The 23485-nt window shown below is 61.6% G+C and carries 21 protein-coding genes; 8 read left to right on the top strand and 13 right to left on the bottom strand.

Going from position 1 to position 23485, the window contains the following annotated elements; genetic code table 11:
• Positions 1 to 4 precede the first annotated feature (4 nt).
• Complete coding sequence (locus EL249_RS02805) at positions 5 to 193, bottom strand: hypothetical protein (RefSeq protein WP_197721598.1); 189 nt, start codon at positions 191 to 193, stop codon at positions 5 to 7.
• Positions 194 to 247: 54 nt separating this feature from the next.
• Here EL249_RS02805 and EL249_RS02800 point away from each other — a divergent pair, with 54 nt between their 5' ends.
• Together EL249_RS02800 and EL249_RS02795 are read left to right on the top strand one after the other, a co-directional pair.
• Entirely contained in the window at positions 248 to 484 is a 237-nt protein-coding gene (locus tag EL249_RS02800; protein ID WP_040531898.1) for an AbrB/MazE/SpoVT family DNA-binding domain-containing protein, read from the top strand.
• Between the two features lie 5 nt (positions 485 to 489).
• Positions 490 to 888: a type II toxin-antitoxin system VapC family toxin gene (locus tag EL249_RS02795; protein ID WP_197721597.1), complete on the top strand. Its 399-nt coding sequence runs from the start codon at positions 490 to 492 to the stop codon at positions 886 to 888.
• 68 nt (positions 889 to 956) lie between these two features.
• On the opposite strand, the gene EL249_RS02790 is transcribed toward EL249_RS02795, so the two are convergent.
• Together EL249_RS02790 and EL249_RS02785 are read right to left on the bottom strand one after the other, a co-directional pair.
• Entirely contained in the window at positions 957 to 1958 is a 1002-nt protein-coding gene (locus EL249_RS02790) for a zinc ribbon domain-containing protein (protein WP_232002031.1), read from the bottom strand.
• A gap of 409 nt (positions 1959 to 2367) precedes the next feature.
• Positions 2368 to 2592, bottom strand: coding sequence for a helix-turn-helix domain-containing protein (locus EL249_RS02785; RefSeq protein WP_083799546.1), 225 nt, complete (start codon positions 2590 to 2592; stop codon positions 2368 to 2370).
• Positions 2593 to 2679: 87 nt separating this feature from the next.
• Here EL249_RS02785 and EL249_RS02780 point away from each other — a divergent pair, with 87 nt between their 5' ends.
• From EL249_RS02780 to nrdD, 3 genes are all read left to right on the top strand, one after another.
• Positions 2680 to 3414: a type II toxin-antitoxin system HipA family toxin gene (locus tag EL249_RS02780; protein ID WP_005674481.1), complete on the top strand. Its 735-nt coding sequence runs from the start codon at positions 2680 to 2682 to the stop codon at positions 3412 to 3414.
• A 269-nt stretch (positions 3415 to 3683) separates the two neighbouring features.
• Positions 3684 to 4211, top strand: coding sequence for an anaerobic ribonucleoside-triphosphate reductase activating protein (gene nrdG / locus EL249_RS02775; RefSeq protein ID WP_005674482.1), 528 nt, complete (start codon positions 3684 to 3686; stop codon positions 4209 to 4211).
• Positions 4212 to 4329: 118 nt separating this feature from the next.
• Positions 4330 to 6111, top strand: coding sequence for an anaerobic ribonucleoside-triphosphate reductase (gene nrdD, locus EL249_RS02770; RefSeq protein WP_005674483.1), 1782 nt, complete (start codon positions 4330 to 4332; stop codon positions 6109 to 6111).
• Positions 6112 to 6268: 157 nt separating this feature from the next.
• Here nrdD and EL249_RS02765 read toward each other — a convergent pair whose 3' ends face one another.
• From EL249_RS02765 to EL249_RS02725, 9 genes are all read right to left on the bottom strand, one after another.
• Positions 6269 to 7552 carry a TFIIB-type zinc ribbon-containing protein gene (locus tag EL249_RS02765; protein WP_197721644.1) on the bottom strand — a complete coding sequence of 428 codons (1284 nt, stop codon included), beginning with the start codon at positions 7550 to 7552 and terminating at the stop codon, positions 6269 to 6271.
• Positions 7545 to 8753: an SPFH and helix-turn-helix domain-containing protein gene (locus tag EL249_RS02760; RefSeq protein WP_005674486.1), complete on the bottom strand. Its 1209-nt coding sequence runs from the start codon at positions 8751 to 8753 to the stop codon at positions 7545 to 7547. Before EL249_RS02760 ends, EL249_RS02765 begins: the two co-directional genes overlap by 8 nt.
• Positions 8754 to 9042: 289 nt before the next feature.
• Positions 9043 to 10710: a DUF945 family protein gene (locus tag EL249_RS02755; protein ID WP_169311695.1), complete on the bottom strand. Its 1668-nt coding sequence runs from the start codon at positions 10708 to 10710 to the stop codon at positions 9043 to 9045.
• Positions 10711 to 10821: 111 nt separating this feature from the next.
• Complete coding sequence (locus EL249_RS02750; protein ID WP_005674488.1) at positions 10822 to 12228, bottom strand: DUF945 family protein; 1407 nt, start codon at positions 12226 to 12228, stop codon at positions 10822 to 10824.
• Positions 12229 to 12462: 234 nt separating this feature from the next.
• Positions 12463 to 13572 (bottom strand): MBL fold metallo-hydrolase, encoded by a 1110-nt coding sequence (locus EL249_RS02745; RefSeq protein ID WP_005674489.1) that lies wholly within the window; start codon positions 13570 to 13572, stop codon positions 12463 to 12465.
• Positions 13573 to 13649: 77 nt separating this feature from the next.
• Positions 13650 to 14507, bottom strand: a complete 858-nt coding sequence (locus EL249_RS02740) for a helix-turn-helix transcriptional regulator (RefSeq protein WP_050781943.1) — start codon at positions 14505 to 14507, stop codon at positions 13650 to 13652.
• A 72-nt stretch (positions 14508 to 14579) separates the two neighbouring features.
• On the bottom strand, positions 14580 to 15113 hold the full coding sequence (locus EL249_RS02735; RefSeq protein WP_005674491.1) for a DUF2726 domain-containing protein: 534 nt from the start codon (positions 15111 to 15113) through the stop codon (positions 14580 to 14582).
• An 11-nt stretch (positions 15114 to 15124) separates the two neighbouring features.
• A complete protein-coding gene (locus EL249_RS02730; protein ID WP_005674492.1) occupies positions 15125 to 16468 on the bottom strand; it encodes a metabolite/H+ symporter in 1344 nt (447 codons plus the stop codon).
• A gap of 149 nt (positions 16469 to 16617) precedes the next feature.
• Positions 16618 to 18012 (bottom strand): hypothetical protein, encoded by a 1395-nt coding sequence (locus EL249_RS02725; RefSeq protein ID WP_050781945.1) that lies wholly within the window; start codon positions 18010 to 18012, stop codon positions 16618 to 16620.
• Between the two features lie 511 nt (positions 18013 to 18523).
• Here EL249_RS02725 and EL249_RS02720 point away from each other — a divergent pair.
• The 3 genes from EL249_RS02720 to EL249_RS02710 all read left to right on the top strand — a co-directional run bounded on the left by EL249_RS02720 (position 18524) and on the right by EL249_RS02710 (position 21667).
• Positions 18524 to 19708: an STY4528 family pathogenicity island replication protein gene (locus EL249_RS02720; protein WP_050781947.1), complete on the top strand. Its 1185-nt coding sequence runs from the start codon at positions 18524 to 18526 to the stop codon at positions 19706 to 19708.
• 72 nt (positions 19709 to 19780) lie between these two features.
• Positions 19781 to 20065: a HigA family addiction module antitoxin gene (locus tag EL249_RS02715; RefSeq protein ID WP_005674495.1), complete on the top strand. Its 285-nt coding sequence runs from the start codon at positions 19781 to 19783 to the stop codon at positions 20063 to 20065.
• A gap of 738 nt (positions 20066 to 20803) precedes the next feature.
• The gene (locus EL249_RS02710; protein WP_005674500.1) at positions 20804 to 21667 is read left to right on the top strand and encodes a phage integrase N-terminal domain-containing protein; all 864 of its coding nucleotides are present in this window, start codon (positions 20804 to 20806) and stop codon (positions 21665 to 21667) included.
• Between the two features lie 119 nt (positions 21668 to 21786).
• On the opposite strand, the gene EL249_RS02705 is transcribed toward EL249_RS02710, so the two are convergent.
• Positions 21787 to 23463 carry an RNA-binding domain-containing protein gene (locus tag EL249_RS02705; protein WP_005674502.1) on the bottom strand — a complete coding sequence of 559 codons (1677 nt, stop codon included), beginning with the start codon at positions 23461 to 23463 and terminating at the stop codon, positions 21787 to 21789.
• Positions 23464 to 23485 lie beyond the last annotated feature (22 nt).

The following is a 23485-nucleotide window of genomic DNA, read 5'->3' as shown; positions in this document are numbered from 1 at the left end:
CCCTTCATCGATCCAGCATCGACAGCCCTGCGAGCACGGCCAGCACCAGCAACACCGCCAGTGCAATCTTCACCCAGCTCCAGGGCTGTTCACCCGACACCTTGCCGGTGTAGCCATTCACCAGCACCTGAAAATTTCGGGCGCCATAGTCATGGCGCACCAGCCAGACAGCCTGGTCAGTGTGCATTGACATGCGGTTCAGCGATCTGCTAGTTTATACATCATCAACTTGATGTATATACACGCCATGCTGACCAAGGTATTCCAGAGCGGAAACAGCCAGGCCGTCCGGATTCCAGTCGACTTCCGCCTTGACGGAGACACGGTGGAAATCATGAGGGCAGAGAACGGCGACCTCATCCTGCGCCCTGTCATTGACAAGGGAGAAGCTTTCCTGGACCTGTTCTCCGGCTTCGATGAGTCTTTCATCCAGGCGCTCGAAGACAGGGACATGACGCCGCCTCAGGACCGGGATCCACTATGATCTACATGCTGGATACCAACATCATCATCTATCTGATGAAGAACCGGCCAGAGAGCGTAGCCAGGAAAATCTCCTCTCTTGCTCCCCACGACAGGATCGTGATGAGTTTCGTCACCTATGGAGAGCTGCTCCAAGGTGCAGAAGGCAGTCGTGACAGGAAGAAATCCCACGACAACATACGCAGGATCACCCAGCGGATCCAGATCCTGTATCCAGATGAGAATACCTGCATCCACTATGGCCATTGGGCCGAAACACTGAAAAGGCAAGGCAGACCCATTGGCAACAACGATCTCTGGATTGCCTGTCATGCCCTGAGCGCCGGCGCAACACTGGTCACCCATAACAGCCGGGAGTTCGCCAGGATCGAAGACCTGAATTGGCAGGATTGGGTCGAGCCATGAGCATTCTCCCTGCCCCGCAGATTTGAGCCTACCCCACCCAAACGGCTATCGGCCCGAACAAGTCAGGTTCAGCGATCCAGCATCGACAGCCCTGCGAGCACAGCCAGCACCAGCAGCACCGCCAGTGCAATCTTCACCCAGCTCCAGGGCTGTTCACCCGACACCTTGCCGGTGTAGCCATTCACCAGCACCTGAAAATTTCGGGCGCCATAGTCGTAGCGCACCAGCCAGACCGGCACCAGCACATGCTTGAAGGTGCAGTCGTCAAAACGCGTCTCCACCCGCAGATTGCGATGGGTATCACCCGGCACCTCGCGGCTGCACAACGCTTCCATGCTCAGCTGCATCTGCTGCCGTCCCTGCGTGGTGGCCTCGCGCAGATCCACCTGATAGTGCTCCACCGTCCAGCCCCGCACATAGTCCGGTGAATAGGCCTTCAGATCGGTCGTCGTCGGAAAGGGCTCGATGCGCTTCAGAAGCTTTCCATGGATGCCCACCGTGCCTGGAACCAGTTCGTCATCAAACCAATGTTCCAGTTCACCGAAGGATGGTGTCCATTGAACATGCTGCACGCGACGCGTCTCCAGCCGGCCATCGGTTCCACGCACCGTTTCGGTGGTGTAGTAATAGCGCCCCGATTCTGCCTGCCAGCGTGAATGCGCCCGGGCATCGAAGGTCCAGTACGGCAGATAGATGCCCTTCAGCGTGTCGGTTGCAGCAGCCCGCTTCAAGCGGTTCGGTGCAAACCAGCGGGACCGATACCAGGTGCGCAGCACATCACGCACCTGGCTTTCGCTGATGCGAAACGGCAGCAGGCTCTGCGGCGTGATCGCATCACGCATTTCCTCATGCGTCACGATGGCCGGCGACCCGCAGAAATCACAGCGATCGGCCACCTTGCCATTCACGAAGACCGAGATGGCATGACAGTTCTGGCACTTCACCTCGTGCCGCGCCGCCCCCCAGTTGCGAAGGTTGGCAGGATTGCGCAGCGCTGCTTCCAGGTCCTGCTCGTACAGCGCATGATGGTCCGGCACCCCGCGACCAAACAACGCCTCGGCTTCCTGCACCAGCGACCTGTCCTGGGCTGAATGCCCAAAAGCGCCAGCGGCAGAGACCACCTCAACCCCAGATCCGGGTCCGGGCATGGTAACCGCAACACCCTCCCGGCGATCCGCCGTTCTTTTCTCGGTCGACATACCCGCCGCGCCCACATTCCCCGCAGCTTCCGTCGCACCCACAGCACGCGCGCCATCACCAACAGGAGTGGAACTTCCTCCCACCCTGTCACCACTGGCATCGCCTGCCCTGTCATCCCTCTTTCCATCCACCCGGCCCTGTCCGGAAACCGTCGCCATCACGGTGCCGCAGTAGGGACACGCGAGGGCCTGGCGGGCAGCACTCCATTCCAGGTGTCCACCACATTCCGGACAGGGCCGACCGTCGGCCGTGCCCGCCGGGGATGCCGATTGCGATGCCTCAGCCACGCAGGAACTCGTCCAGGGCCGACCGTGCAATGCGATAGGCCGTGCCGATGCGCCGCGCCTTCAGCTCACCCGACTGGATGCTGGCCAGCACATCCTCCACCGACACGCTCAGCAGCTGCGCCGCCTGCTCGGGCGTAAGCACTTCCAGCGCCGCCACCGATGCTGGATGGCCGGCTGCGCCAGACAAGCTACCCGATGCGCCCTGCACAGGCGCCATGCCCTGTCCGGACACCACACCCGGAACCGACGCCGTGCCGCTGGTCGCCCTAGCATCGGCGATACCCGTAGCGTTACCCGGGGTGAGGTGCTGGCCCTGAAACTGGCAGAAAAGGCCGGTATTCCTGCAGCGCCCGCCCGCATCGTCCTGCTGGGCGAAACCCCCATTGCCGTCATTCGCCGCTTTGACCGGGGCGCAGACGACACACGCATTCCCTACCAGTCTGCCGCCACCTTGCTGCAGACCTCGCGAGAAGAAGACCGCAGCTACACCGAACTGGTCGATGCCATGCATACCCATGCAAAGAACCCTACTGCCGACATTCAGCAGCTGTGGCGCCGGATTCTCTTCAACCTGCTGATCACCAACGTCGACGACCATCTGCAGAATCATGGCTTTCTGCACGTCGACAACGGCCACTGGCGCCTTGCTCCCGCCTTCGACATCAATCCATTTCCAGACCGGGAACGTGAATCAAAAACCTGGCTTTCCGAAGAAGACGACCCCATCACCGACATCCACATGCTGATGGCCCGTGCTGCCTGGTTCTCCCTGAATGAGCAACAGGCGCGCCAGATTCTGGGAGAGGTCCATCAGGCCGTCAGGCAGTGGAAAAGGTTGCGCTCAGTCCCGAAGTCGGCCTCAGGACTGCTGAGCTGGGTGATTTTTCTGCAGCATTCGAGCACGAGCAGATGGAAGCCGCCGCCACACTGCTGGGCTGACCCTACCGCTGCTGTCCCGCCTGCTGCGTATCCAGCCGGGCCTCGACCGACATCCCCGGCGAGAGGCGGGCCAATTCCTTCTGGTCCGGATCGAAGGTGATCTTGACCGCGATGCGCTGGGCAATCTTCACGAAATTTCCGGTACCGCTATCGGCCTCACAGCAGCAGCACGAAGGGCAGCACCGAATACGCATGCACGAGTGATGAGGCTAAAGCTCCACCGCAGGCCTGCATGGCCCGTACGGTCGTGCTCACGGATCAATAGTTTATTGCTATCATGACAATGGCGTTTATTCTACAAATAAAACACTATATCTAGTGTTATATGTTCTACTCACCACTACTGGTCGTGTCGACACGTGGTGAGTCATGCAGCAGCTTCGTTTTTCGGTGGAACAGATCGTCTGGCAGGAAGTGCCCAACGAGGTATCGCTGGCCTTTCTGTTCTCGGGCTGCCCGCTGCGCTGCCAGGGCTGCCACAGTGCCGACAGCTGGAAGGCCGGACAGGGCACGGTACTGACCGAAAGCCATCTGGCCGGGCGCCTGCAGCGCTATCGCGGGCTGATCAGCTGCGTGCTGTTTATGGGGGGAGAGTGGGTGCCCGGCGAGCTTCGGCGCATGCTGGAAGTGGTCGTTCGCGCCGGCCTCAGGACCTGCCTCTATACGGGGCTGGAACGTGAGGAGCTGGAAGCCGTATCGGGAGACATCATCCCGTATCTCACCTACCTGAAAACGGGCCGCTGGCGTGCAGAACTGGGGGGACTGGAAAGCCCCCGGACCAACCAGCGCTTCACCGACCTGCGCACGCAGAAGAACCTGAACCACCTGTTCGTCCACGACGAGAAACCGGCCCCCAGACGCATTCCGATCCATGCCGTTTCTGCGCTCGCCGCATGACCTGCCTCCCGGCATGACCCGTCTCCCATGACGGATGCCCCCTTTCGTCATGCCTTTTCGTCATGCCTCACGGGCAGCTGCGATAGCCCCTGTCACCACGCCTTCTGGAGAAACAACCATGATCCGCCTCTCTCCTCCTCAGCTCAACGGCAAGCTCCAGTTCATCCAGGACTATATCCGCGCCCACAATGCGGCCGACGGCTCCCGCCTGGATGCCAATGCCAATGTGACGCAAAAGAACATCGCCACGATGGAAACCGAGCTGATGAAGGATTTCGTCGTGCAGATCAACCGCACGCTGGTGTCACGCAAGATTGCCGAGGTCTTCGACCAGGAGACGGCAGATGAATATCTGCGCCAGATCGAGGCGCATGAAATCTACGTGCACGATGAAACCAGCCTCAAGCCCTACTGCGTCTCCGTCACGCTGTATCCCTTTCTGCTGGACGGGCTGACACGGCTGGGCGGTGAGTCGAAGGCACCCCAGCATCTGGCCTCGTTCTGTGGCTCGTTCATCAATCTGGTGTTTGCCATCAGTGCGCAGTTTGCCGGTGCGGTGGCGACCGTGGAATTTCTGACCTATTTCGATCACTTTGCCCGCAAGGATTTCGGCGACGACTATCTGGAGACCCACGCAGACGAGATCGCCAACCACCTGCAGCAGGTGGTCTACAGCATCAACCAGCCCGCCGCAGCCCGCGGCTACCAGAGTGCCTTCTGGAACATCTCGATCTATGACCAGTATTATTTCGATGCCATGTTCGGGGATTTCGTCTTTCCGGACTTCGACCGGCCCAACTGGCCGAGCGTGGCACGTCTGCAAACCTTCTTCCTGAAGTGGTTCAATGAGGAGCGCAGCCGCGCTATCCTCACCTTCCCCGTGGTGACGGTGGCCATGCTGACCGAAAACGGCACCTGCCGTGACGGTGCGTTTGCCGATGCCATGGCTGGCGAGCTGGCCGAGGGCAATTCCTTCTTCGTGTATCTGTCGGACAACCCGGATTCACTGGCATCGTGCTGCCGGCTGCGCAACGCCATCGAAGATCGTACCTTCTCGTACACACTGGGCGCAGGCGGGGTGGCCACCGGGTCGATCAATGTCATCACGATCAACATGAACCGGCTGGAGCAGGACGGCCGCGACCTGGCCACCGAGGTGGAGAAGATCCACAAATACCAGTTTGCCTACCGCAAGCTGATGGAAGACTACCAGGCTGCCGGCATGCTGCCGGTGTACGACGCGGGCTTCATTTCGCTGGACAAGCAGTTTCTCACCATCGGCATCAACGGCATGGCCGAAGCGGCCGAGTCCTGCGGCATTCGCGTGGGCTACAACGAGGATTACATCGCATTCGTGCAGGACCGGCTGAAGACGATTTTCGAGGCCAACAAGGTCGCCAGCCGGCATTATGGCGTGAAGTTCAATACCGAGTTCGTGCCCGCCGAGAACCTGGGCGTGAAGAATGCGCGGTGGGACCGTGCCGATGGCTATCGTGTGAACCGCGACTGCTACAACTCGTATTTCTACGTGGTGGAAGATGAAGAAATCAACGCGCTGGACAAGTTCCTGCTGCACGGGCGTGAGCTGGTGGACTGGCTCGATGGGGGCTCGGCACTGCACCTGAACCTCGATGAAGCCCTGCCCCGCGCTGGCTACCGGTCACTGCTGGACATTGCAGCCCGTACCGGCTGCAATTATTTCTGCATCAATGTGCGCATCACCATCTGCAACGAGTGCGGCCACATCGACAAGCGTACCCTGCACGCCTGCAGCCACTGCGGCTCAGATGACATCGATTACGGTACGCGCGTCATCGGTTATCTGAAACGGGTCTCGGCCTTCAGCACCGGACGACGCAGGGAGCATGCGCTGCGGCATTATCACCGAAAGGCGGCGTGAGTCAGCTGGAGCAACGGGGGCCTGTCCTGCAGTAATCTGTCTTGCAGGCATCCGGGAATCCACGCGTTCCATGGCAGATGGATCGCCATACCGGTCCGTACAGAGGGAATGCCGCTTCTTCATGCGGACATACCGATAGACCCGAAAGCCACACGCCCTACCTTCCCTGAAACAGCGCCAGCGCGGCCAGCAGCAGCACGACGGCCAGCACGGCGAAGGCGATCTTCATCCAGCTGTACGGCCGCTCACCGGCCACCCGGCCGGTGTAGCCATTGACCACCACCTGAAACACCCGGTGGCCATAGGTATAGCGCACCAGCCACACCGGCACCAGCACGTGCTTGAAGGTGCAGCCGGTGAACTGCGTGTCCACCATCAGGTTGCGATAGGTGTTGCCCGGCACCATCCGGGCACACATCGCCTCCATTTCATGCTGCATCTGGCGGCGCCCCTGTGTGGTGGCCTCCCGCAGGTCCACCTGGTAGCGCTCCACCGTCCATCCCCGCACGAAATCGGGCGAATAGGCTTTCAGGTCGGTGGTGGTGGGAAAGGGTTCGATGCGCCGCAGCAGCTTCGGATGGATGCCCACGGTACCGGGCACCAGCTCGTCATCGAAGAAATGTTCCAGCTCACCCATGGCCGGCACCCAGCGCACATGCTGTACCTGCCGGGTCTCGATGCGGCCATCGGTGCCGCGCACCTGTTCGGTGGTGTAGTAATAATGGCCTGCTTCGGCCTGCCATCGGGAAAACGCCCGGGCATCGAAGGTCCAGTAGGGCAGGTAGATACCCTTGAGGGTATCGGTGGCAGCCGCCTTTTTCAGGCGGCTGGGTGCAAACCAGCGTTTGCCGTACCAGGCACGCAGGATGTCCCGCACCTGGGTGTGGTCATGTTTGAACGGCAGCACGCTCTGGGGCGTGATGGCGTCGCGCATCGCCTCGTGGCTCACGATGGCCGGTGACCCACAGAAGCTGCAGCGGTCGGCCACCTGGGCATTCACAAAAACGGAAATGGCCTGGCAGCTCTGGCATTTCAGTTCGAAGCGTTCTGCACCCCAGTTGCGCAGGTTGGCCGGATCCCGCAGGGCGGCCTCCAGATCCTGCTCCTGCAGGGCATGATGGTCTATGTCCGCCTTCGGTCCGAACAGTGTCTCGGCCTCGCGGGCCAGCGCCCTGTCGTCTGCCGCGTGGCCGGGCACACCGGCAACGAATTCCCCCTGGAAGGATCCGTCCAGTGCAGGGCCGCTGGCAACGGATCCATCCGGCTCATGGACATGTCCGGCCGTATCCCGTGCAGCCGGACCCGTGTCCGGCTGGTGTCCACGTGGCGCTCCCACCACCGTGCCGCAGTACGGGCAGGCCAGCGCCTGCTTGCGCGCACTCCACTCCAGATACCCGCCACATTCGGGGCAGGGCCGCTTGTCTGCCAACCCCTCAGCCACGCAGGAACTCGTCCAGCGCCGAACGCGCGATCCGCCAGGCAGAGCCTATTTTTCGGGCCTTCAGGTCTCCGGCCTGGATGCTGGCCATCACATCCTCCTCCGGCACGCTCAGCAGCGCTGCCGCCTGCCCGGGTGTCAGAACGGTCAGCCCGTCCAGACCGGCCGCCTCACCTGCCACGGCCGCGCCCGAAAGCGTACCTGGCGCATCACCACGCCCCGGAACGACGTTCGGCCCCTGTTCCTCCATGCGGGTTGTGCCCTGACCAGACGGCATGACTCCCGACATTCCCTGTCCGGCTCCGCCTGCTGCCTGCGTGCCAAATGCATGGGCAGGGGCCATACCCCCCTGCATCCCGCGCATCATCTCCTGCGCCATCGCAAAGCCCATGGCCATCTGTGCGGGCATGGCCGCAGCCGCACCGCCTTCGCCCCCCTGCCCCATCGACAGGCCCATCTGGTACTTCACATAGTCGTTGAGGTTGCCAATGGCACGCATGCTGCTCTGCTTGTCGATGGCCTGCTCGACCTCGGCCGGCACCGACACGTTTTCCAGAATGAAACTGGAAATCTCCAGACCGTACTTCTCGCGCACGGTCGGGTTGATGATGGGCAGGAGCGCCTCACCCATCTCGGCATAGCGGCCGGCCACGTCCAGCACTGGCACGTGGGCACGCGCCAGCGCATCGGTGAACACGCTCACGATGCGCGAACGCATCGTGTCCTGGAATTCGTCCAGTCGGAAATGCTGGTCGGTCCCCGCCACTTCCTTCAGGAACAGCGGCGCATCGACGATGCGGAAATCATAGGTGCCAAAGGCCCGCAGTCGCACCACACCAAAATCCGGGTCCCGCATCATCACCGGATTGGCCGTGCCCCACTTGTTTCCCGTGAAGAGTCGCGTGTTCAGGTAGTAGACATCACACTTGAACGGCGACTGGAAACCGTATTTCCAGCCCAAGATGGTGGACAGGATCGGAATGTTCTCGGTGGTGAGCGTGTACTTGCCGGGGCCGAACAGATCGGCAAACTGCCCGGCCGCCACGAACTGCACCAGCTGCGATTCGCGGACGATCAGCTGTGCACCGTTCTTGATCTCCTTGTCCTCATCCGGCCAGCGAAACGACAGCGTGTCACGCGAGTCGTCCGTCCATTCGATGACATCGATGAACTGGTTGCGGATGATGTTGAACAGTCGGTCCATGCTCGTTCCCCGTCATGGGCAGGCCGAAGATGCCTGCGCCGCCATCACTGCTCCGGACGGTCCGGTACCGTCCGGAAGTACACACACCACACAGCAGCCGCCCCGGGGCCTTGGCAGCCCGGGTGCCTTGCGGCCAGCAGGCATCATGCCAGCAGCCGGCCTGCCATGCAATGAACGAAACCGTACCCTGTTCCCGACCCGGTGCACCACGCACCGCACATCCGTCCTTCACGCATGCGGTACAGGGGCCTAGCAGCGCCCCCTGTACCCGGCCCGGAGCACAGACCGATCAGAACAGCTGTTCGCCGTTCACCACCAGATGCTGGTCGTCATAGTGGGCATCCACCTCCCACGTGTCACCCTGACGGCGCACAAAGGGCAGGCTCTCCAGACGACAGGTCAGATCACAGTCGACATCCTCGTCCTTTTCAACCGTATCCAGCTTCTGTTGTGCCAGCGTCACCCAGGCCTGCGGAAGCTGTACCTTGGCTCGCGCCTTCAGCGACCGCATCACCCCCATCAGCGCTGGTTCTTGGTCGTTGGCCGGCAGAGGCTTGAGCGTCACGCCAATATCGGCACGGGCCACCTTCCCTTCCAGGCTGCCGTCCAGCTGCAGGTCAATCGTGGGCGATCCGGATGCCAGCGACCGCATCAGCGCCTCGGCGTCCCGCTCATTGGGCATGCCGACCAGCTGGCGCCCTTCCAGCACGTCCTTCTGCTGCTTCTGGAACGTCATGGCCAGATCCTGGACCTTGCGCAGACTGCCGGCATCGATGTTGGAGAGCCGCGCCCGGTAGCCCAGGCTGTCGAAGGTCGTTCCCAGCACGGTCAGTTTTCCGCGCATCTCGACCTCGTCGGACAGCAGCCCGCCGGAAGACGTGACCCGTCCACCCCCCTTCCAGTCACGCATGTCCAGCAGGACCTTCTGGAGCGAAGTGCTTCCCTCGTGCGGCAGCGTCTTCGCCTCCAGCCTCTCCAGGCTCATTTCATAGGTGCCCGGTATCATCAGCCAGTCATCGGCATGGTTGCGGTGATAGGCATACTTGCCGGCCAGCGCCTTCACCTCCAAGTAAAGACCCTCCCGATCCTTCGACTCCGAAGCCATGGCATTGTCCAGACCGGTTCCTGCCACCTTCCCGGCCGGAATGTGAAACACCAGGCCGGGCCAGTCGATCTCGCCGGACATCTGCTTGCGATCGGCACTCAGGCGGAAGTCATAGGTGAAGGACTTCCACTCCAGCTTGCCTTCCTCAGGGGCCGGCGGCATCACCCTGCCTGCCGGCATCAGGAAGCGCCCATCCACATCACCCATCAGCCCGGCCACGATGCGCAGCTCTGGCGACTTCACCTCATCCAGGCCCTTGCGCTCCTCATCGGCCAGACCTTCCACATGGTCAAGCCGCGTCTCGATCACGGAAGCTGCCAGGCGGCCATCCACAAAGGGCCCATGACGGATGTCCTGCACCAGGTGGATCTTCAAGGGAGGACGCGGAGCTTCCTCCACCTTGGGCGGGCGGACTTCCTCTACCTTGGGCGGGCTGACATCGGCCACCACCTTGCGGGCCGTCACCTCGTCCGAATCATCCGGCTCCGAATCATCCTCGACATCCTCGTCCGGGATATCCTCGTCGTCGAACAGTCCCTTCAGCGAATACTCGTCACTGTCTTCGCTGTCGTCACCGTTGTCGCTGTCCTCGTCATCCGAAGCATCCACTTCGTCATCCGCCCCGGATGCCGGACTTCTGCGTTCGAATGTCAGTACGGCCATCGTCCGGGAATGGAAGAGGCCCTTCTCGACCTCCACCATCTCCACCGAATCCGCCCCAAGCAGCCGGGCGACCCGCTCGAATTCCGTCTGATATTTCTGCTGCGCCACGTGTCCCAGCAACCAGCTGCTGCCCACGTAGGCCACACCCAGCGCCATCACGCTGCCTGCCACCACCGTCATCCTGCTCATTGTCACCATCCCCGCAACTGTGCCCACGCACGTGCGGCATATGGTGCAAAAGCAACAGCCGGTATCGTACCGGCTGCTGCCCGACGGCTGGAAAGCAACGCCCGAAGGCGTTCAGAAGATCCGCTGCCCGTTCAGCATCAATTGGCCACCGGCAAACTGCACCTTGGTCTCCCAGGCGTCAGCCTGTTCACGGGCAATGCCCTGCTGACGCAGCTGGCAGTCCAGGTTGCAGCCGTTCACGCCCTTGCCGAAGGACTGCTCCAGACGGCGGTTCACCTCGGCCGTGATGGCCTTGGGCAGATACACGTTCACATCGGCCTTCAGCGACTGCAGCAGCTGCGGCCCCAGCGGAACGGAGGCGTTGCCTTGCAGCGGATTCAGCACCACCCTGGAATCCACATAGGCCGTCTTGCCTTGCAGCGTGCCATCCAGCCGCATGCCCAGCGCCGGCGAACTGGCGGCCAGCGTGGTCACCACCGGGCGCAGCCTGGCCTCGTCGGGCATGGCTTCAGCGGGGTCCGTCGCCTTGCCCATCTCCTGCACGATGTCCTGCAACGGCACCAGCACCGCTTCATCAATGTTCGAGATCGACGCCGTGTAGCCCAGCTTCTCCAGCGGCACGTCCATCACCACGGCCTTGCCGGCACCATTTTCCTCGCTGGCCAGCAGCTTGCCGGAGGACGTGATCCTGCCCTGGCTTTCCCAGCCGTTCACCGAGAACAGCGTGGAGGACTGCTTGCCGTCGTTCGAGACCGCCTTCAGCTGGAAATCGTTCAGGCGCATCGTGTAATGGCCGGGCACCATCAGCCAGTGGTCGGGGTTCGTGCCCGTCTGCTGGATATTGGCCGACAAGCCCGACATCACCAGGTTCATGCCCGGCTTGTCCGGACCGAAGGCGCCCGGCGTGACCGACCACGTCAGCTCAGGCCATTGCAGCTGGGCCAGCACCTGCAGACGGTCGCCGCTCACCATGTAGTCATAGGTCAGCTGCTTCCAGATCATCCGGTTGTCCGGCTCGCTGCCGGGCGGCACCATCTCGCCAGCAGGCAGCACGGCCTGACCGTCCATCGAGCCATCGAAGCCCACCAGCGTGCTGGCCGTCGGTGCACTGGCCTTGGCCAGCGCCTGCTTCAGACCTTCAGGAATACCTTCCACCTTGTCCAGCCGTGTCTCGATCCTGGCCGCAGCCAGCCGACCGCCCACGAAGGGACCGTGCTTGATGGTCTGCACCAGATGCAGGCGCAGCGTGATGTCCTCGCCCGAATCGTCCTGATCGTCGTCACCCATGCCCTGCGGCGGGCGGGGCAGCACCAGCGTGAGGATGTCGGTGGCCTGGGACTCGAAGATCCCGCGGGTGTAACTGACCCGCTTCACCTCGTCAAAGCCCATCCGCTTCACGATCTTGTCGAAATCCGTCTGGTAGTGCTTCTCGGCCTGCTGGCCCAGCCACCAGCTGCTGCCCACATAGGCCAGCGCCAGCACCACCACACCCCCTGTCACCGATACCGCCTTGCCCATCGCAATGCTCCTGAAACGAAGAGTCGAGTGGACGGATTATCGCGTCGGGAGCGTCGCGATAGGAAGGAAAATTGTCATGTCTTCCGACAGAGGGGAACTGGAGCCCCGGGAAGGCGACGACCGGGCCTTCCGGGGACGTGAAAGGCCCGGTTCTTCCCCCGAACGGCATCCTCTGCCGGTCAGACAGGTGTGGACACCCACCTGACCAGAGCAGACTTCCGGGGATGCACGCGCTCAGGGCAGCGGGCTGAACTCGCCCCGCACCCAGTGGTAGCTTTTCTTGCCGTAGGGCACCACATGGCCCAGGCCCGGGAACGGCAGGTGTGCACCGCCCACCCACCAGTCATGGCGGGCGGCCTCGGCAAACAGGCGCTTGCGCGATGCAATGGCAGCCGGCGCATTGCTGTCAAAGACGAGGTAGACCTGCGGCCTGGCAAACTGCACCGCATGGAAGTGAACGATATCGCCCCACAGCAGCAGACGATCATCCATCAGCCAGCCAACATGGCCCGGCGTATGGCCGTTCGCCGCCACCATCCGGACGCCCGGCAGGACTTCCGTCGGCTTGCCACCGGCATGGCTGCCCTTCACCCGTTGCATGCGCCCATCCTTCACGTAAGGGGCCAGCGCTGCAGAGGCCTCGAAGAAGGCCTTCTTGAACTCTTCAGGAAGCGTTTCCGCGTTCCTGGCGTTCAGCCAGTAGGCCGCCTCGGCGTCCGGAATCCATACCGTGGCCTTCGGATAGGCCTCGGTACCATCCGGCCGTAACAGACCACAGACGTGATCCGGATGCGCGTGGGTCAGCAGCACATCCGTCACCGTGGCGGGATCGATACCCGCACTCTTCAGCGCATCCGTCAGCTTTCCGGTGGTCTGCCCAAAACAGGTTCCCGCCCCGGTATCCACCAGCATGCGCCGGTCACCCCGCTCCACCAGGAACACATTGACGGCCGTCTGGATGCCGTCCCCCATCCGGGGGACATGAGCCTGTCGCAGCGCGGCTTCCAGGGACTTGGCGTCGATGCCCTTGGCGGTGCCGAAAGGCAGCGGCAGGAATCCGTCCAGCAACGCCGTCACGCGCAGGTTGCCGATTCGCTGCCGATAGACCCCCGGCACCTGCATGAAAGCGCCATCGGCCTGGTGCGCCGCCGAAGCAGCCGTCGCACCCTGTGCAGCGGTGCCTTCATGCTGTCCGGCCGGATTCGTCTCTGTCTGCGCGGACGGGACACCGGCAGCACGATCAGGCAGCTGCGCCGCCTCCCGGGCCTGCACCGACGTCAGGGCCATGCCGAACCATGCGGCCGCAACCGCCATGGCAATATTCCGATATCGGGATTTCATCATCACACCTCCTGTTTTCAAGGCAGATGAAGATATCTCCGTTGCCGGGACCGATTCGCTCAGGATTCCGCCCGAAACGCTCAGACGTCGTCGCGGCCCAGCTGCGAGGGCTCCAGACCGTAGCGCGCCCGGAATGCGCGAACGAAGCCATCCGGGGATCGATAGCCGACACGGGCCGCCACCGTCTTCAGCGGCAGCTGCGTTCCGTACAGCAGGTTCAAGGCAATGCCCATGCGCACATCAACCAGCAGCTCGCGCAGCGAGGTGTCCTCAGCCGCCAGATGACGACGCAGTGTGGCCCCCGACATGCCCAGCAGCGCTTCCATGTCGCGCGATTGCCAGTCCCTGTCCGGAGCATCCATGACGTGCCGACGTATCCGCTGCGCGAGGGTTTCTGCAGGCGGAAAGAGCAGACGCGTCATGCCCTGCCGCGCCAGCCCGACGACCAGCGATACCAGCGCCACCCGTGCGCCTGCATGGTCGTCCCGCAGCAGCGCCTCCGACCAGGCTGCCATCTCCCCGGAAAAATCCTTCACTGCCACACAGCGAAGCATGGGGCCGGCCGCAGAACCGGCAACCGGTGTTCCCCACAGCAGGCGTGCTGCGGCCAGCACCTCCTCGCACAGCGGCACCAGCAGCGTCAGATAGCGGCCCGTGACCGGATCCGGCCGGCTCACCACGTCCATCCGGGTGCCTGCACACATCACGTTCAGAAGCCCCGGTCGCAGCACCCATTCCCCATCGGGGCAGCGGACGTCCTTCTCCCCCTCCAGCGGGACAGCCAGCCCGGTTCGCAGGATGTCCACCGAACGGATCCCATGCTCCACCCGTGCCTTGACCATGATGCAGTCCGCCAGCGACTCACTCTCCATCAGGCGCAGGAATCGGTCCCGCAGCGCCCCATCCAGTTCCTGGATTCCATCCTTGTTCCTGTCCATGACCTTATTCTGCCTGCACGCAGCGTTTTTCAACATCGCCAGCACGCTGCAATGTCAACCTCCTGCCAGGGATCAGTCCAGCAGACCCTCGCGCCAGAAGTCCTCGCGGATCTCTTCGGGCTCGGGCTTGTCGCGGCTGTCGTAGCGGATGGTCAGGTAGCCGGCCATGCCCGTCATGCGGTCGCGTTCGGCATCCCGGTCGGCATCGTGCGTGCTGTCATCCAGCTCCACCAGCGCCACGATCCGATACTCGTCATCGACAATCGCAAAATCCACCACCTTCTGGGCAAAGCGACCACGGATGGACAGGAAGCGCCCCGGCTCGGCATCGTCTTCCTCGTCCATGTCCGGCTCCAGAATGGCACCCATCGACACCTGCACCATCACCCGGAACTCGGGCAGTGCATCTTCCAGCCGATGACAGAATTCCAGCTCGTTCTCGGTCAGCAGCGGCCGCGACCGCACCCGCCAGGGCTTCTCGGGCTTGGGCCGCCCCAGCAGCACCAGGCCCACCACGAACAGCGCCAGGGTTCCCAGCACCCAGTAGCCCTCATGTGCCAGCAGCCAGGCGTGTGCAGCCTGCCAGTTCAGGGAAGGGATCGGCATGGATCACCCGATCAGGCCACCGGGTCTTCCAACAGGCTCTCGTCCTTGGTCTCGTGGATGCTGATGAGGGCCAGCAGCGACAGCACGCCGTTGAACGCCAGGTAGGCACCGACACCGATCAGCCCGTAGTAGGCATTCAGCTCGATGGCGACGATGGTGGCCAGCGAGGCGCCGACGATGGCCGCCAGGTTGTAGGCCAGCGAAGAACCCGAGTAGCGCACCTTGGTGGGGAACAGTTCAGGCAACAGCGCCGCCATGGGACCGAAGGTGCAGCCCATCAGCACCATGCCCACCAGCACGAAGGCCAGCACCGAGGTGGGCGTGCCGTTCAGCAGAAACTGCGGCATGAGCAGGCCGAAGGCAATGATGGCCACCGTGACCCAGATGAGCCAGCGGCGCCGTCCGATGCGATCGGCCACGATGCCCGAGAGGCTGGTGAAGATGCCAAAGACCACGGCACCGATCATCAGGAAGCCCGTGAAGGTATTGGCCGGAATGCCCAGGCCCATCGGGTGGCCCGCCGCCGACATCACTGCCGGGCTCTTGGAGAAGACCTGCACGAAGGCCGTCATCACGTAGAACAGCACATAGGTGGCCGTCATGATGAAGGTGCCCTGCACGATGGGCTTCCAGTAGTGCAGCACCACTTCCTTCACCGGGGCGCTCACCTTCTGGTTGCGCTGCTCGGCCTCACGGAAGACATGGCTTTCATGCAGGGTCAGCCGCATGTAGAGGCCCACCGCCACCATCACGATGGAAGCAACGAAAGGAATGCGCCAGGCCCATTCAACCAATGCTTCGGGGCCGAATGAGGAACTGACGGCAAAGAAGGCACCGTTGGCCAGCAGCAGTCCCAGGGGTGCGCCCAATTGCGGGAAGGTGCCGAACCAGGCACGCTTTCCATCCGGGGCATTCTCGGTGGCCACCAGCGCGGCACCTCCCCATTCACCGCCCAGCCCCAGACCCTGTCCGATGCGGAAGATGCACAGCAGCAGCGGCGCCCAGAGGCCAATGCTCTGATAGTTGGGCAGCAGGCCGATGGCAACGGTGGAAAGCCCCATCAGCAGCAGAGACGCCACCAGCGTCTTCTTGCGGCCAATGCGGTCACCAAAGTGTCCGAACAGCGCCGAACCGATGGGACGCGCCAGGAAGGCCAGCGCTAGCGTGGACAGCGACAGCAGCACCGCCACATGTTCATCGCTCTTGTCGAAGAACTGGGTATTGAAGACCAGCACTGCGGCAGCAGCGTAGATGTAGTAGTCGTAGAACTCGATGGCGGTTCCCACCATCGAGGCAATGGCAACCTTGTAGGGATTGTTTCGGAGATGAGGAACTTCTTGATGACTGTCGTTCATGGTCTGTGCCTGGAGGAATCGCGCCGACTATAGCGAATTCGATATGGACAGTCCATCGCCGACATGCCCCTGCGTTATACCTGTTTTCAGTAGACCATCTCACTGCAGCCGCCAGGCTTCGCCCTTCATGTCCGTGCCATGCGGTTCCCTCAGAAGCCGTTCCCCGGCGGATGCCGGATGAGGCCACCCACCAGCGAAGCCATGTTCTCCTGCATGCGCATCTGTGCCGCTGCCTGCTGACGCAGCGATTTCAGCCAGGCCCGCACGCCCTGTTCGGTTGCCAGCCGGGCCTTCAGCGCATCCAGCTGCTGCAGCTGGTGCTTTACCCCGGCACGCACCTCCCGCAGGATCCGCGCAAGATCGCGGGGGCGGATGGCCTTCTGGAAGCGGTTGAGCGGATAGCGCGCCCGCAGCCACATCTCGCGCTGCTGCAGCTCATGCGCCAGGTCTTCACTCTGCTGCTTCAGCACACGGATGTAGCTCTGCAGCTGTTCTTCACTCAGGCTGGTCATGTCGCCCATGTCTGCCTGGGCCACTTCCCGTTGAAGCTCCAGCAGGTCCACCAGCCGATGGGCGTGGTAGGCCAGCGTGACCCGCTGCATCAGCGCCGTCTTGCGCGCCCGCTCGGCCGGATCCGTCTCCCGGTCCGGATGCAGCACACTGGCCAGATGCCGGAAGACGGTCTGCACCGCGTGGCTGGCCTGCTGCTGTGCCATTTCCTCGGCCTGACGTCGCTTCTCGGCAGCCGCCGCGCGGCGACGCGCGTTTCTCTGTGCAGCCTTGTCCGCCGGATCTGTGGGTGTCCGGCGATCCGGAACATGAGCTGTCGCGGACGCAAGGTCGTGGGGGCCCTTCATGGACAGGCGTGTGACGTCTGACTCGACGCCAGCCGATACCGACGGCGACAACCCGTCACCGGAAGACTCGACATCAAAGGATGGCCAGACCACCTCATCCGGCCAGCCATGCGGCTGGGCCGGATGGGTGACATCCTGGTCACCCGCTTCCCAGTCCTGCTCTTCCAGCTTGCGCAGCACCTGTTCCAGCAGCGCGCCCGGATCATTCAGGTCGATGTCCTCGTCCCCCAGATCCAGCCCCACCTCATCCAGCACCTGTGCCTTGAAATCGGCCTCTTCCTCGGCATGGATGGCCTGCAGCGACACCCCGCTGTAATGGTCGAACAGGGCTTCCAGCCGCTGGCACTCGTCCTCGTCCAGCACGCCTTCTGCCAGCACCGTCTCCACCATGTCGCACAGCTCGGATTCAAGCGTGGCCAGGTCCAGCTCGGACAGCGCCTGTCGCGCAGCCAGCGCATCCAGCCGGTCGATGACCTCCACCACGCCAGCCGCCTGCCGGGCCCGGAAGGGCGCAACATGCCGGGCCCACCCCCGCGCAAAGACCGCCTCCTTCGTCTCCCATGCCTGCAGCTCGGCACGCTGCCGGTCGATCTTCTTCAGCAGGCTGCTGAAGCGCTTCTGCGCCCGGGACAGCGCCGGGTCAGAAGGCAGATCAAGGGGGATGAACCTGTGCAGTGAAGAGGACATGGCGAAGGATCCGGCGCGATGAACCATCCGGCGATGCGTGCCGCCAATTTCACCACATCGGATGCGGTGATCTCGCCGATTCTCCGGTACGGATGGGGGTCAAGCGCGCGATCCAAGCATCACTTCCCGATGCAGAAGGGTTGATTGAACTATATCTTATTGATTAGAAATAATATTTTTTGATGTTCTGGGCGTGCTTGGACCTATTCTTGGACCCAAAGCCGATATGTGTCTCTTGATGGACGTGCATGGCGCTGCTTGGACGAACCGTGCTCTGCCTACGCTGATGAAGTGCGCTGGCCGACGCCTCTTGTTTTGCCATCAACGCCTACTGACTGCTGTTGGGCTATTTTCCTACCTTCTGTCGCAGAACGCCAAGAATGCTTCGATCTGCCCCAGCCCAAACAATACGGGTAGCGCGCAGTTCGGATTGTTTGCGGCGGCAGCGGTAATGCTGGGGTGAGATGGCGGCTCCTTTGGCCATGTGGCCGATACCGACAGGAGCCTTGCCATGTCACATCAACCTTCAGACATCATCACCCCGAAAGCCTTGTTGCTGGATGAGAGGCTGACGCCGCTGGAGCGCAATGCCTGGCTGACTTTCCGTGCGCTTGCCAGCAGCGACGGCACCGTGGTCATCAGCTACGACGCGCTACGCAAATACCTGCCCAGCGCACCGGGCAGCAAGCAGGCGGCCCTTGAAACCGTATCCAGGGCCGTGCTGTGCCTGCGGCTGTCCACATGGATTGCCCTGGTCGAATACCGCCGTAACCCCATGACCGGCTTCTCCATGGCCAGCCGTTATGCCGTGCGCAATCAACCTCTGACCTTCGTCGAAGCATGCCTGGAAGACGACGATTACCTGCCGTTGCTCGAACGGGCACTCAACCATACCAGCGCGACGATTCGCCAGTTGGCCCAATCCATCCTTGACGAGGCCATGCGTCAGCCTGATGCGCTGGATAGGTTGCCTGCTGCAATGAGGGAACGCATCGAACAACTGGGGGGCAATGACAATGACCATGATCCAGGTGGCCCAAGTGGGTCAACGCCACCCGATGGTCGTGGTTCCATCACGAACAGGTCTGTCGAAGCCGGGGATGGCATTCCGAAGTCCGCACCGGCACCCACTGCAACAGTACGTACTGTAGAAAAAGAAGTATTAAAAGAAGTACATACGTACTTGCCACAGTCCGAAGTGCAAGTATCCGGGCCAGCTTTGCCAATCCGCTTCCAGAAACTGCCGCAGGACCAGCAGCAAATCCTCATGGCGCGTCTCAGGGGCTTGGCGCTGGAACAACGCCAGGCCGTACTGGCGGAATGGGACGCGCGCTGCGCCTCGGGAGGTGTGCATAACGCCATTGCCTACCTGTACGGGCTGATCAAGAAGGCGGTGAACGGGATGTTCAAGTTGTGGGCAGCGCGCAAGCCTGCTCCGCAGCAAGCGCCTGAAAAAGCAGCCAGTGGATCGCAGGTCTCGATGCCTGTTGCCTCTGCATCTCCTGATGTCCCAGTTGTCAAACCGGCCTCTCGCGAGGTGGTGGAGCAGTCTTTGGCGCAGATTCGGCACATCCTGCAGACGCCCGCAAAATCGGTTGGACAGATCATTGAGAGCATGGCAGGCAGTGGTGTGTTGCCTACTCGGCTCAAGAGGGCGCACGTTGCAGTAATGCCAGGATCGTTTGGCGCAACGTAAGGTATGACCTTACACTGTAAGCTTGGTTAAACCGTATTGTCGCTGGTCTCTATCACAGGGAGGTACCACGCCATGCCCATGCACAATCCACCGCATCCCGGCGAGTCCCTGCGCGAGGATGTATTGCCCGCTATTGGCCTGAGCATCACCACCCTGGCCGAGCACCTGGGTTACTCCCGTGGCCAACTCTCCACTGTGTTGAATGGCCGTGCCGCCATTAGCGCTGATCTGGCCTATCGGCTGGAACTGGCGGGCTTGGGCAGTGCGAGCCAGTATCTGAAGGAGCAGATCGTCTACGACCTGTGGCAGGCTCGGCAGCGGCCACATCCGCCGATCGAACGTCTGCAGACACAGTGAAAGCGGTTGATGAGATTGCGTCAGCCTTTGGTAACAGAGGCTTGCTGCAGTGCCTACTCCGACTATGGGGCCGTCACTGCCGGCCGCAGTGACGGCCCGGCGAATTGCAGCAACAATACGGGTTGGCGCGGTACCGCATTGATTGCTGCGCACATGATGATGCCCCGGCACACTGGCCTTGCAATGACCTGCCGGTGGGTATGAACACCGGAACCTTGGCGCGGGGCAGTAAGCGTCACATAGAGCATCGCCATGCTTCCTATGCCGTTCCCATACGGTTGCCTCGATAGCGCAGGTTCTTGCAAGCGCTGATCCGGTTTGCCGGATGGAACCATCCCAGGCACACCCCAGGCTCGTTCGGTGTGCCGCCCTACCCACGGGCAGAGCCTTCCTCATCTTCGGCGTGGTTCATCCCGCCAATCCTTGTCGTCCAGTGCCAGTTGGCGCTTTGCCATACACGGCGTGCATTGCCGGTCGCCCCGACATGGCACGACATGCCTGTGCCTTTTTTCCATCAATCCACAGGAGATATTCATCCCAGCACATCGCGTCGTCGTCCCTTGCAACTCCTCCGCCTGGCCTTCCTGCAGGAAGCGCGGCGGATGCCTCATTCGAGGCCACAGGTGAACTGAGCACCTGGCCCTTGCCCCTTCGGGGATCTCGCCTTGGCGAGTTGGCACAAACACTGACCCCTGTATCTCAGCCCCAATAACCGACAACCGATGGAGGGACTCTCCGATGGACGACCTGACCTATACCCTGCGACAACTCTGCCTGCGCAACCGCGACGGCAGCCATGCCACCCAGGCCGACCGGCAGCGCTCGCTGGGCCTGGCCGCTCATCAATTGCGCGAAGCAGGCTTCCGCCAGATGCGTGCCACTTCGTTGAAGGGCAAGCATGTCGAAGCCCTGCTGCAACGCTGGCAAGCCGAAGGCCTGTCGACCGGCACGCTGAAGAACCGTATGGCGCATCTGCGCTGGTGGGCCGAGAAGGTTGGCAAGGCTGGCATCTTGCCGGCAGACAACACCAAGCTGGGCATTGCCGAACGGCGCTATGTGACCAATGAAAGCAGGGCCAAGGAACTGGGCGACAGGTTGGACAGGGTCACTGATCCTCATGTCCGCATGAGTCTGCGCTTGCAGGCTGCCTTCGGTTTGCGGCGGGAAGAGTCCATCAAGTTTCAACCCCGCTATGCCGACCGTGGCGACCATATCGCCATCAAGGGATCGTGGGCAAAAGGCGGGCGCGATCGGACGGTACCGATCACGATGCCGGAACAGCGTGCGGTGTTGAATGAGGCCTACCGGCTGGCCGGGTTTGGCTCGCTGATCCCAGCGCACAAGACTTACATCCAGCAGCGGCATGTCTACGACGGGCAGTGCAAGGCGGCTGGGTTGAGCAACATGCACGGGCTGCGGCATCGGTATGCGCAGATGCGCTATGAGGTGTTGACGGAGAGGAAGGCACTGGCGGCGGGTGGACCTGGTAAGGCTCAGCTCAATAGCAGCCAGCGATTGAGTGACCAACACGCCCGGCAGCAGATCAGCCGTGAACTTGGGCATGAAAGGTTGAAAGTGACGTCGATCTATTTGGGGAGCTGAGATTGAGTGGGGAACCAACACCACTTCCAAACTCTCCGCAAAGACTCAGTTTCTGGACCTTTTTAGAGAGATAAGTCATTGATTTATATGTTTTTAAGTGGATTTCTCTCTGCAGATCTCTAATTTCTCTTTGCAATGCTCTCTGTCAGCCGCCAGCAAGGAGCCGTGTCTGAGCCAGTGTTGACTATCACCCCATGGCGGCGCTGTCTGGTCAACAGGTTGCTGATTTTGTTGTACTTCTGCTTGTCATCCAGAGCGTCGCTCAACTTGTCCAGCAGCAATTTGTTGATCTCGGCACGGTTCGCCTGGCCAAACTTCTCAAGATAGTCGGTCAGCAATTTGGCGTAGAACTCGTCATCTTGTGCACGAGTGCGGATGTAATCGGCCTTGTTTGCTGTTGCCTCGGCCACGGAGGCTGATACGTGGAAGTTGGGTTTGCGCCCTTCGATCAACTTGCTACGCCGCAAACGTGCGGCGGCTTCGTCCGGGATAGGCAATTTTTTCTGCACACGATCCAGTGCCAGTACATCCGCCAGCGGCAGATCGGTGTTCTGGATCAGCAGGCGACTGTAAGCTGGATCCACAACGCTGCCATAGATCGTCAGCTTAACGGCAGCGGACTCACTTAGATCGTAGTCCGGCAATGGGAAATAGCGTCTTGCCTGGCCTGTATAGATCGAATGGATGCCGTAGCCCATGGTGTCGATCATATTCAGTTCGACCATTGCCTGGGCCAAGGCGGGATTACGGTATCGGCGTGGGGTTTTGTCACCCTGAATGTATTCGTCGGGCTGCCCCTCGAAGAAACTGCCTTCATTCTCGAATACCAGCTTGTCCGGCAACTCTGTCACCACCACGCGCCCATTGCGAGTGTAGTCCTGGTGAGCAAGGCAATTATGCAGAGCCTCCAGAACGATTTTCTGGTCGTATTTAGATACCTCTATAGGCAACAACTCGTCTTGCGGCAGCAATCGAAACTGAATGTTGCGAATACGTTGGTAGAGTCGCGTTGTGCTCAGCAGAAATGGTGGGCCGAAGTGTTCATAGGCTCGCTCCTGGCCTTCCAGCTTCCAGGTCAGTTGGGCCGGATAGGGGGAAAGACGGTAGGAAGATTCCGCCTTGCCGAGTAAAAGCAGTGCGGTACGAGTGATTTGGCTGTTCTGCGTGACGCGGGCACGGTCAAGAAAGGTTGCCAGTGGCCAGCCTTCCACTTCACCAGGCTGGAAGCGGTTTGCGTATTTCTGTGCAAAAGACTCACGCGCTTTGCGTATAGCAGCTTCATCCAGATCATCCAGCGTGGCACCGGGAACCACTTGGACCGTCCAATCTTGAGCAAGCGTTTGGCGGCGGATTTCATCTTGCTTATCCAGACCCAGTGAAACTAGGCTTTCGCCAGCGCGAGCATAGTAGTGGCCCTTCCAGGCAATCGGGATACCCTGCGGCGCAGCAGGAATCTCAAACATCAACACGCGGCCATCGGCGTGTGCCAGTTCATGGATTTCACGGAAGGTGATGCGGGGTTCCGCATTCTCTGCGATCTGCATTTTCAGCGAGTGCAGGCGCTCGGATTGCGGACGATAGTCCGTGCCGACCACGCGGTGCGTCTTGTTGTTCACGCCGAACACCAGCCAGCCACCATCGGTTCCGCGTAGATTGGCTTCGTTTGCCAGCGCGGAGAAGTACTTACCGATATCGTCGGTACTGTAGTTGTTATCAGCTTGTTTGAACTCTGCTACCTCGTTCTCCCACGTGGCGATCAGGCTGTCCAGTCGCTGGCTCAGGTCTGGTTGGGTCATCGTTTCTCCTCTGCCTACGCTA

Origin of the sequence: Lautropia mirabilis, assembly GCF_900637555.1 — a bacterium.
Taxonomy (GTDB): domain Bacteria; phylum Pseudomonadota; class Gammaproteobacteria; order Burkholderiales; family Burkholderiaceae_E; genus Lautropia; species Lautropia mirabilis.
Note: the sequence above shows the minus strand (reverse complement) of the source record. Positions and strands in the feature narration are given on the sequence as shown.

Excerpts from the sequence above, each read along its gene's own strand:
- EL249_RS02805 (WP_197721598.1), bottom strand. The coding sequence starts at position 193 with ATGTCAATGCACACTGACCAGGCTGTCTGGCTGGTGCGCCATGACTAT.
- EL249_RS02800 (WP_040531898.1), top strand. The coding sequence starts at position 248 with ATGCTGACCAAGGTATTCCAGAGCGGAAACAGCCAGGCCGTCCGGATT.
- EL249_RS02795 (WP_197721597.1), top strand. The coding sequence starts at position 490 with ATGCTGGATACCAACATCATCATCTATCTGATGAAGAACCGGCCAGAG.
- EL249_RS02785 (WP_083799546.1), bottom strand. The coding sequence starts at position 2,592 with ATGGCGCCTGTGCAGGGCGCATCGGGTAGCTTGTCTGGCGCAGCCGGC.
- nrdG (WP_005674482.1), top strand. The coding sequence starts at position 3,684 with ATGCAGCAGCTTCGTTTTTCGGTGGAACAGATCGTCTGGCAGGAAGTG.
- nrdD (WP_005674483.1), top strand. The coding sequence starts at position 4,330 with ATGATCCGCCTCTCTCCTCCTCAGCTCAACGGCAAGCTCCAGTTCATC.
- EL249_RS02760 (WP_005674486.1), bottom strand. The coding sequence starts at position 8,753 with ATGGACCGACTGTTCAACATCATCCGCAACCAGTTCATCGATGTCATC.
- EL249_RS02755 (WP_169311695.1), bottom strand. The coding sequence starts at position 10,710 with ATGAGCAGGATGACGGTGGTGGCAGGCAGCGTGATGGCGCTGGGTGTG.
- EL249_RS02750 (WP_005674488.1), bottom strand. The coding sequence starts at position 12,228 with ATGGGCAAGGCGGTATCGGTGACAGGGGGTGTGGTGGTGCTGGCGCTG.
- EL249_RS02745 (WP_005674489.1), bottom strand. The coding sequence starts at position 13,572 with ATGATGAAATCCCGATATCGGAATATTGCCATGGCGGTTGCGGCCGCA.
- EL249_RS02740 (WP_050781943.1), bottom strand. The coding sequence starts at position 14,507 with ATGGACAGGAACAAGGATGGAATCCAGGAACTGGATGGGGCGCTGCGG.
- EL249_RS02735 (WP_005674491.1), bottom strand. The coding sequence starts at position 15,113 with ATGCCGATCCCTTCCCTGAACTGGCAGGCTGCACACGCCTGGCTGCTG.
- EL249_RS02730 (WP_005674492.1), bottom strand. The coding sequence starts at position 16,468 with ATGAACGACAGTCATCAAGAAGTTCCTCATCTCCGAAACAATCCCTAC.
- EL249_RS02725 (WP_050781945.1), bottom strand. The coding sequence starts at position 18,012 with ATGTCCTCTTCACTGCACAGGTTCATCCCCCTTGATCTGCCTTCTGAC.
- EL249_RS02720 (WP_050781947.1), top strand. The coding sequence starts at position 18,524 with ATGTCACATCAACCTTCAGACATCATCACCCCGAAAGCCTTGTTGCTG.
- EL249_RS02715 (WP_005674495.1), top strand. The coding sequence starts at position 19,781 with ATGCCCATGCACAATCCACCGCATCCCGGCGAGTCCCTGCGCGAGGAT.
- EL249_RS02710 (WP_005674500.1), top strand. The coding sequence starts at position 20,804 with ATGGACGACCTGACCTATACCCTGCGACAACTCTGCCTGCGCAACCGC.
- EL249_RS02705 (WP_005674502.1), bottom strand. The coding sequence starts at position 23,463 with ATGACCCAACCAGACCTGAGCCAGCGACTGGACAGCCTGATCGCCACG.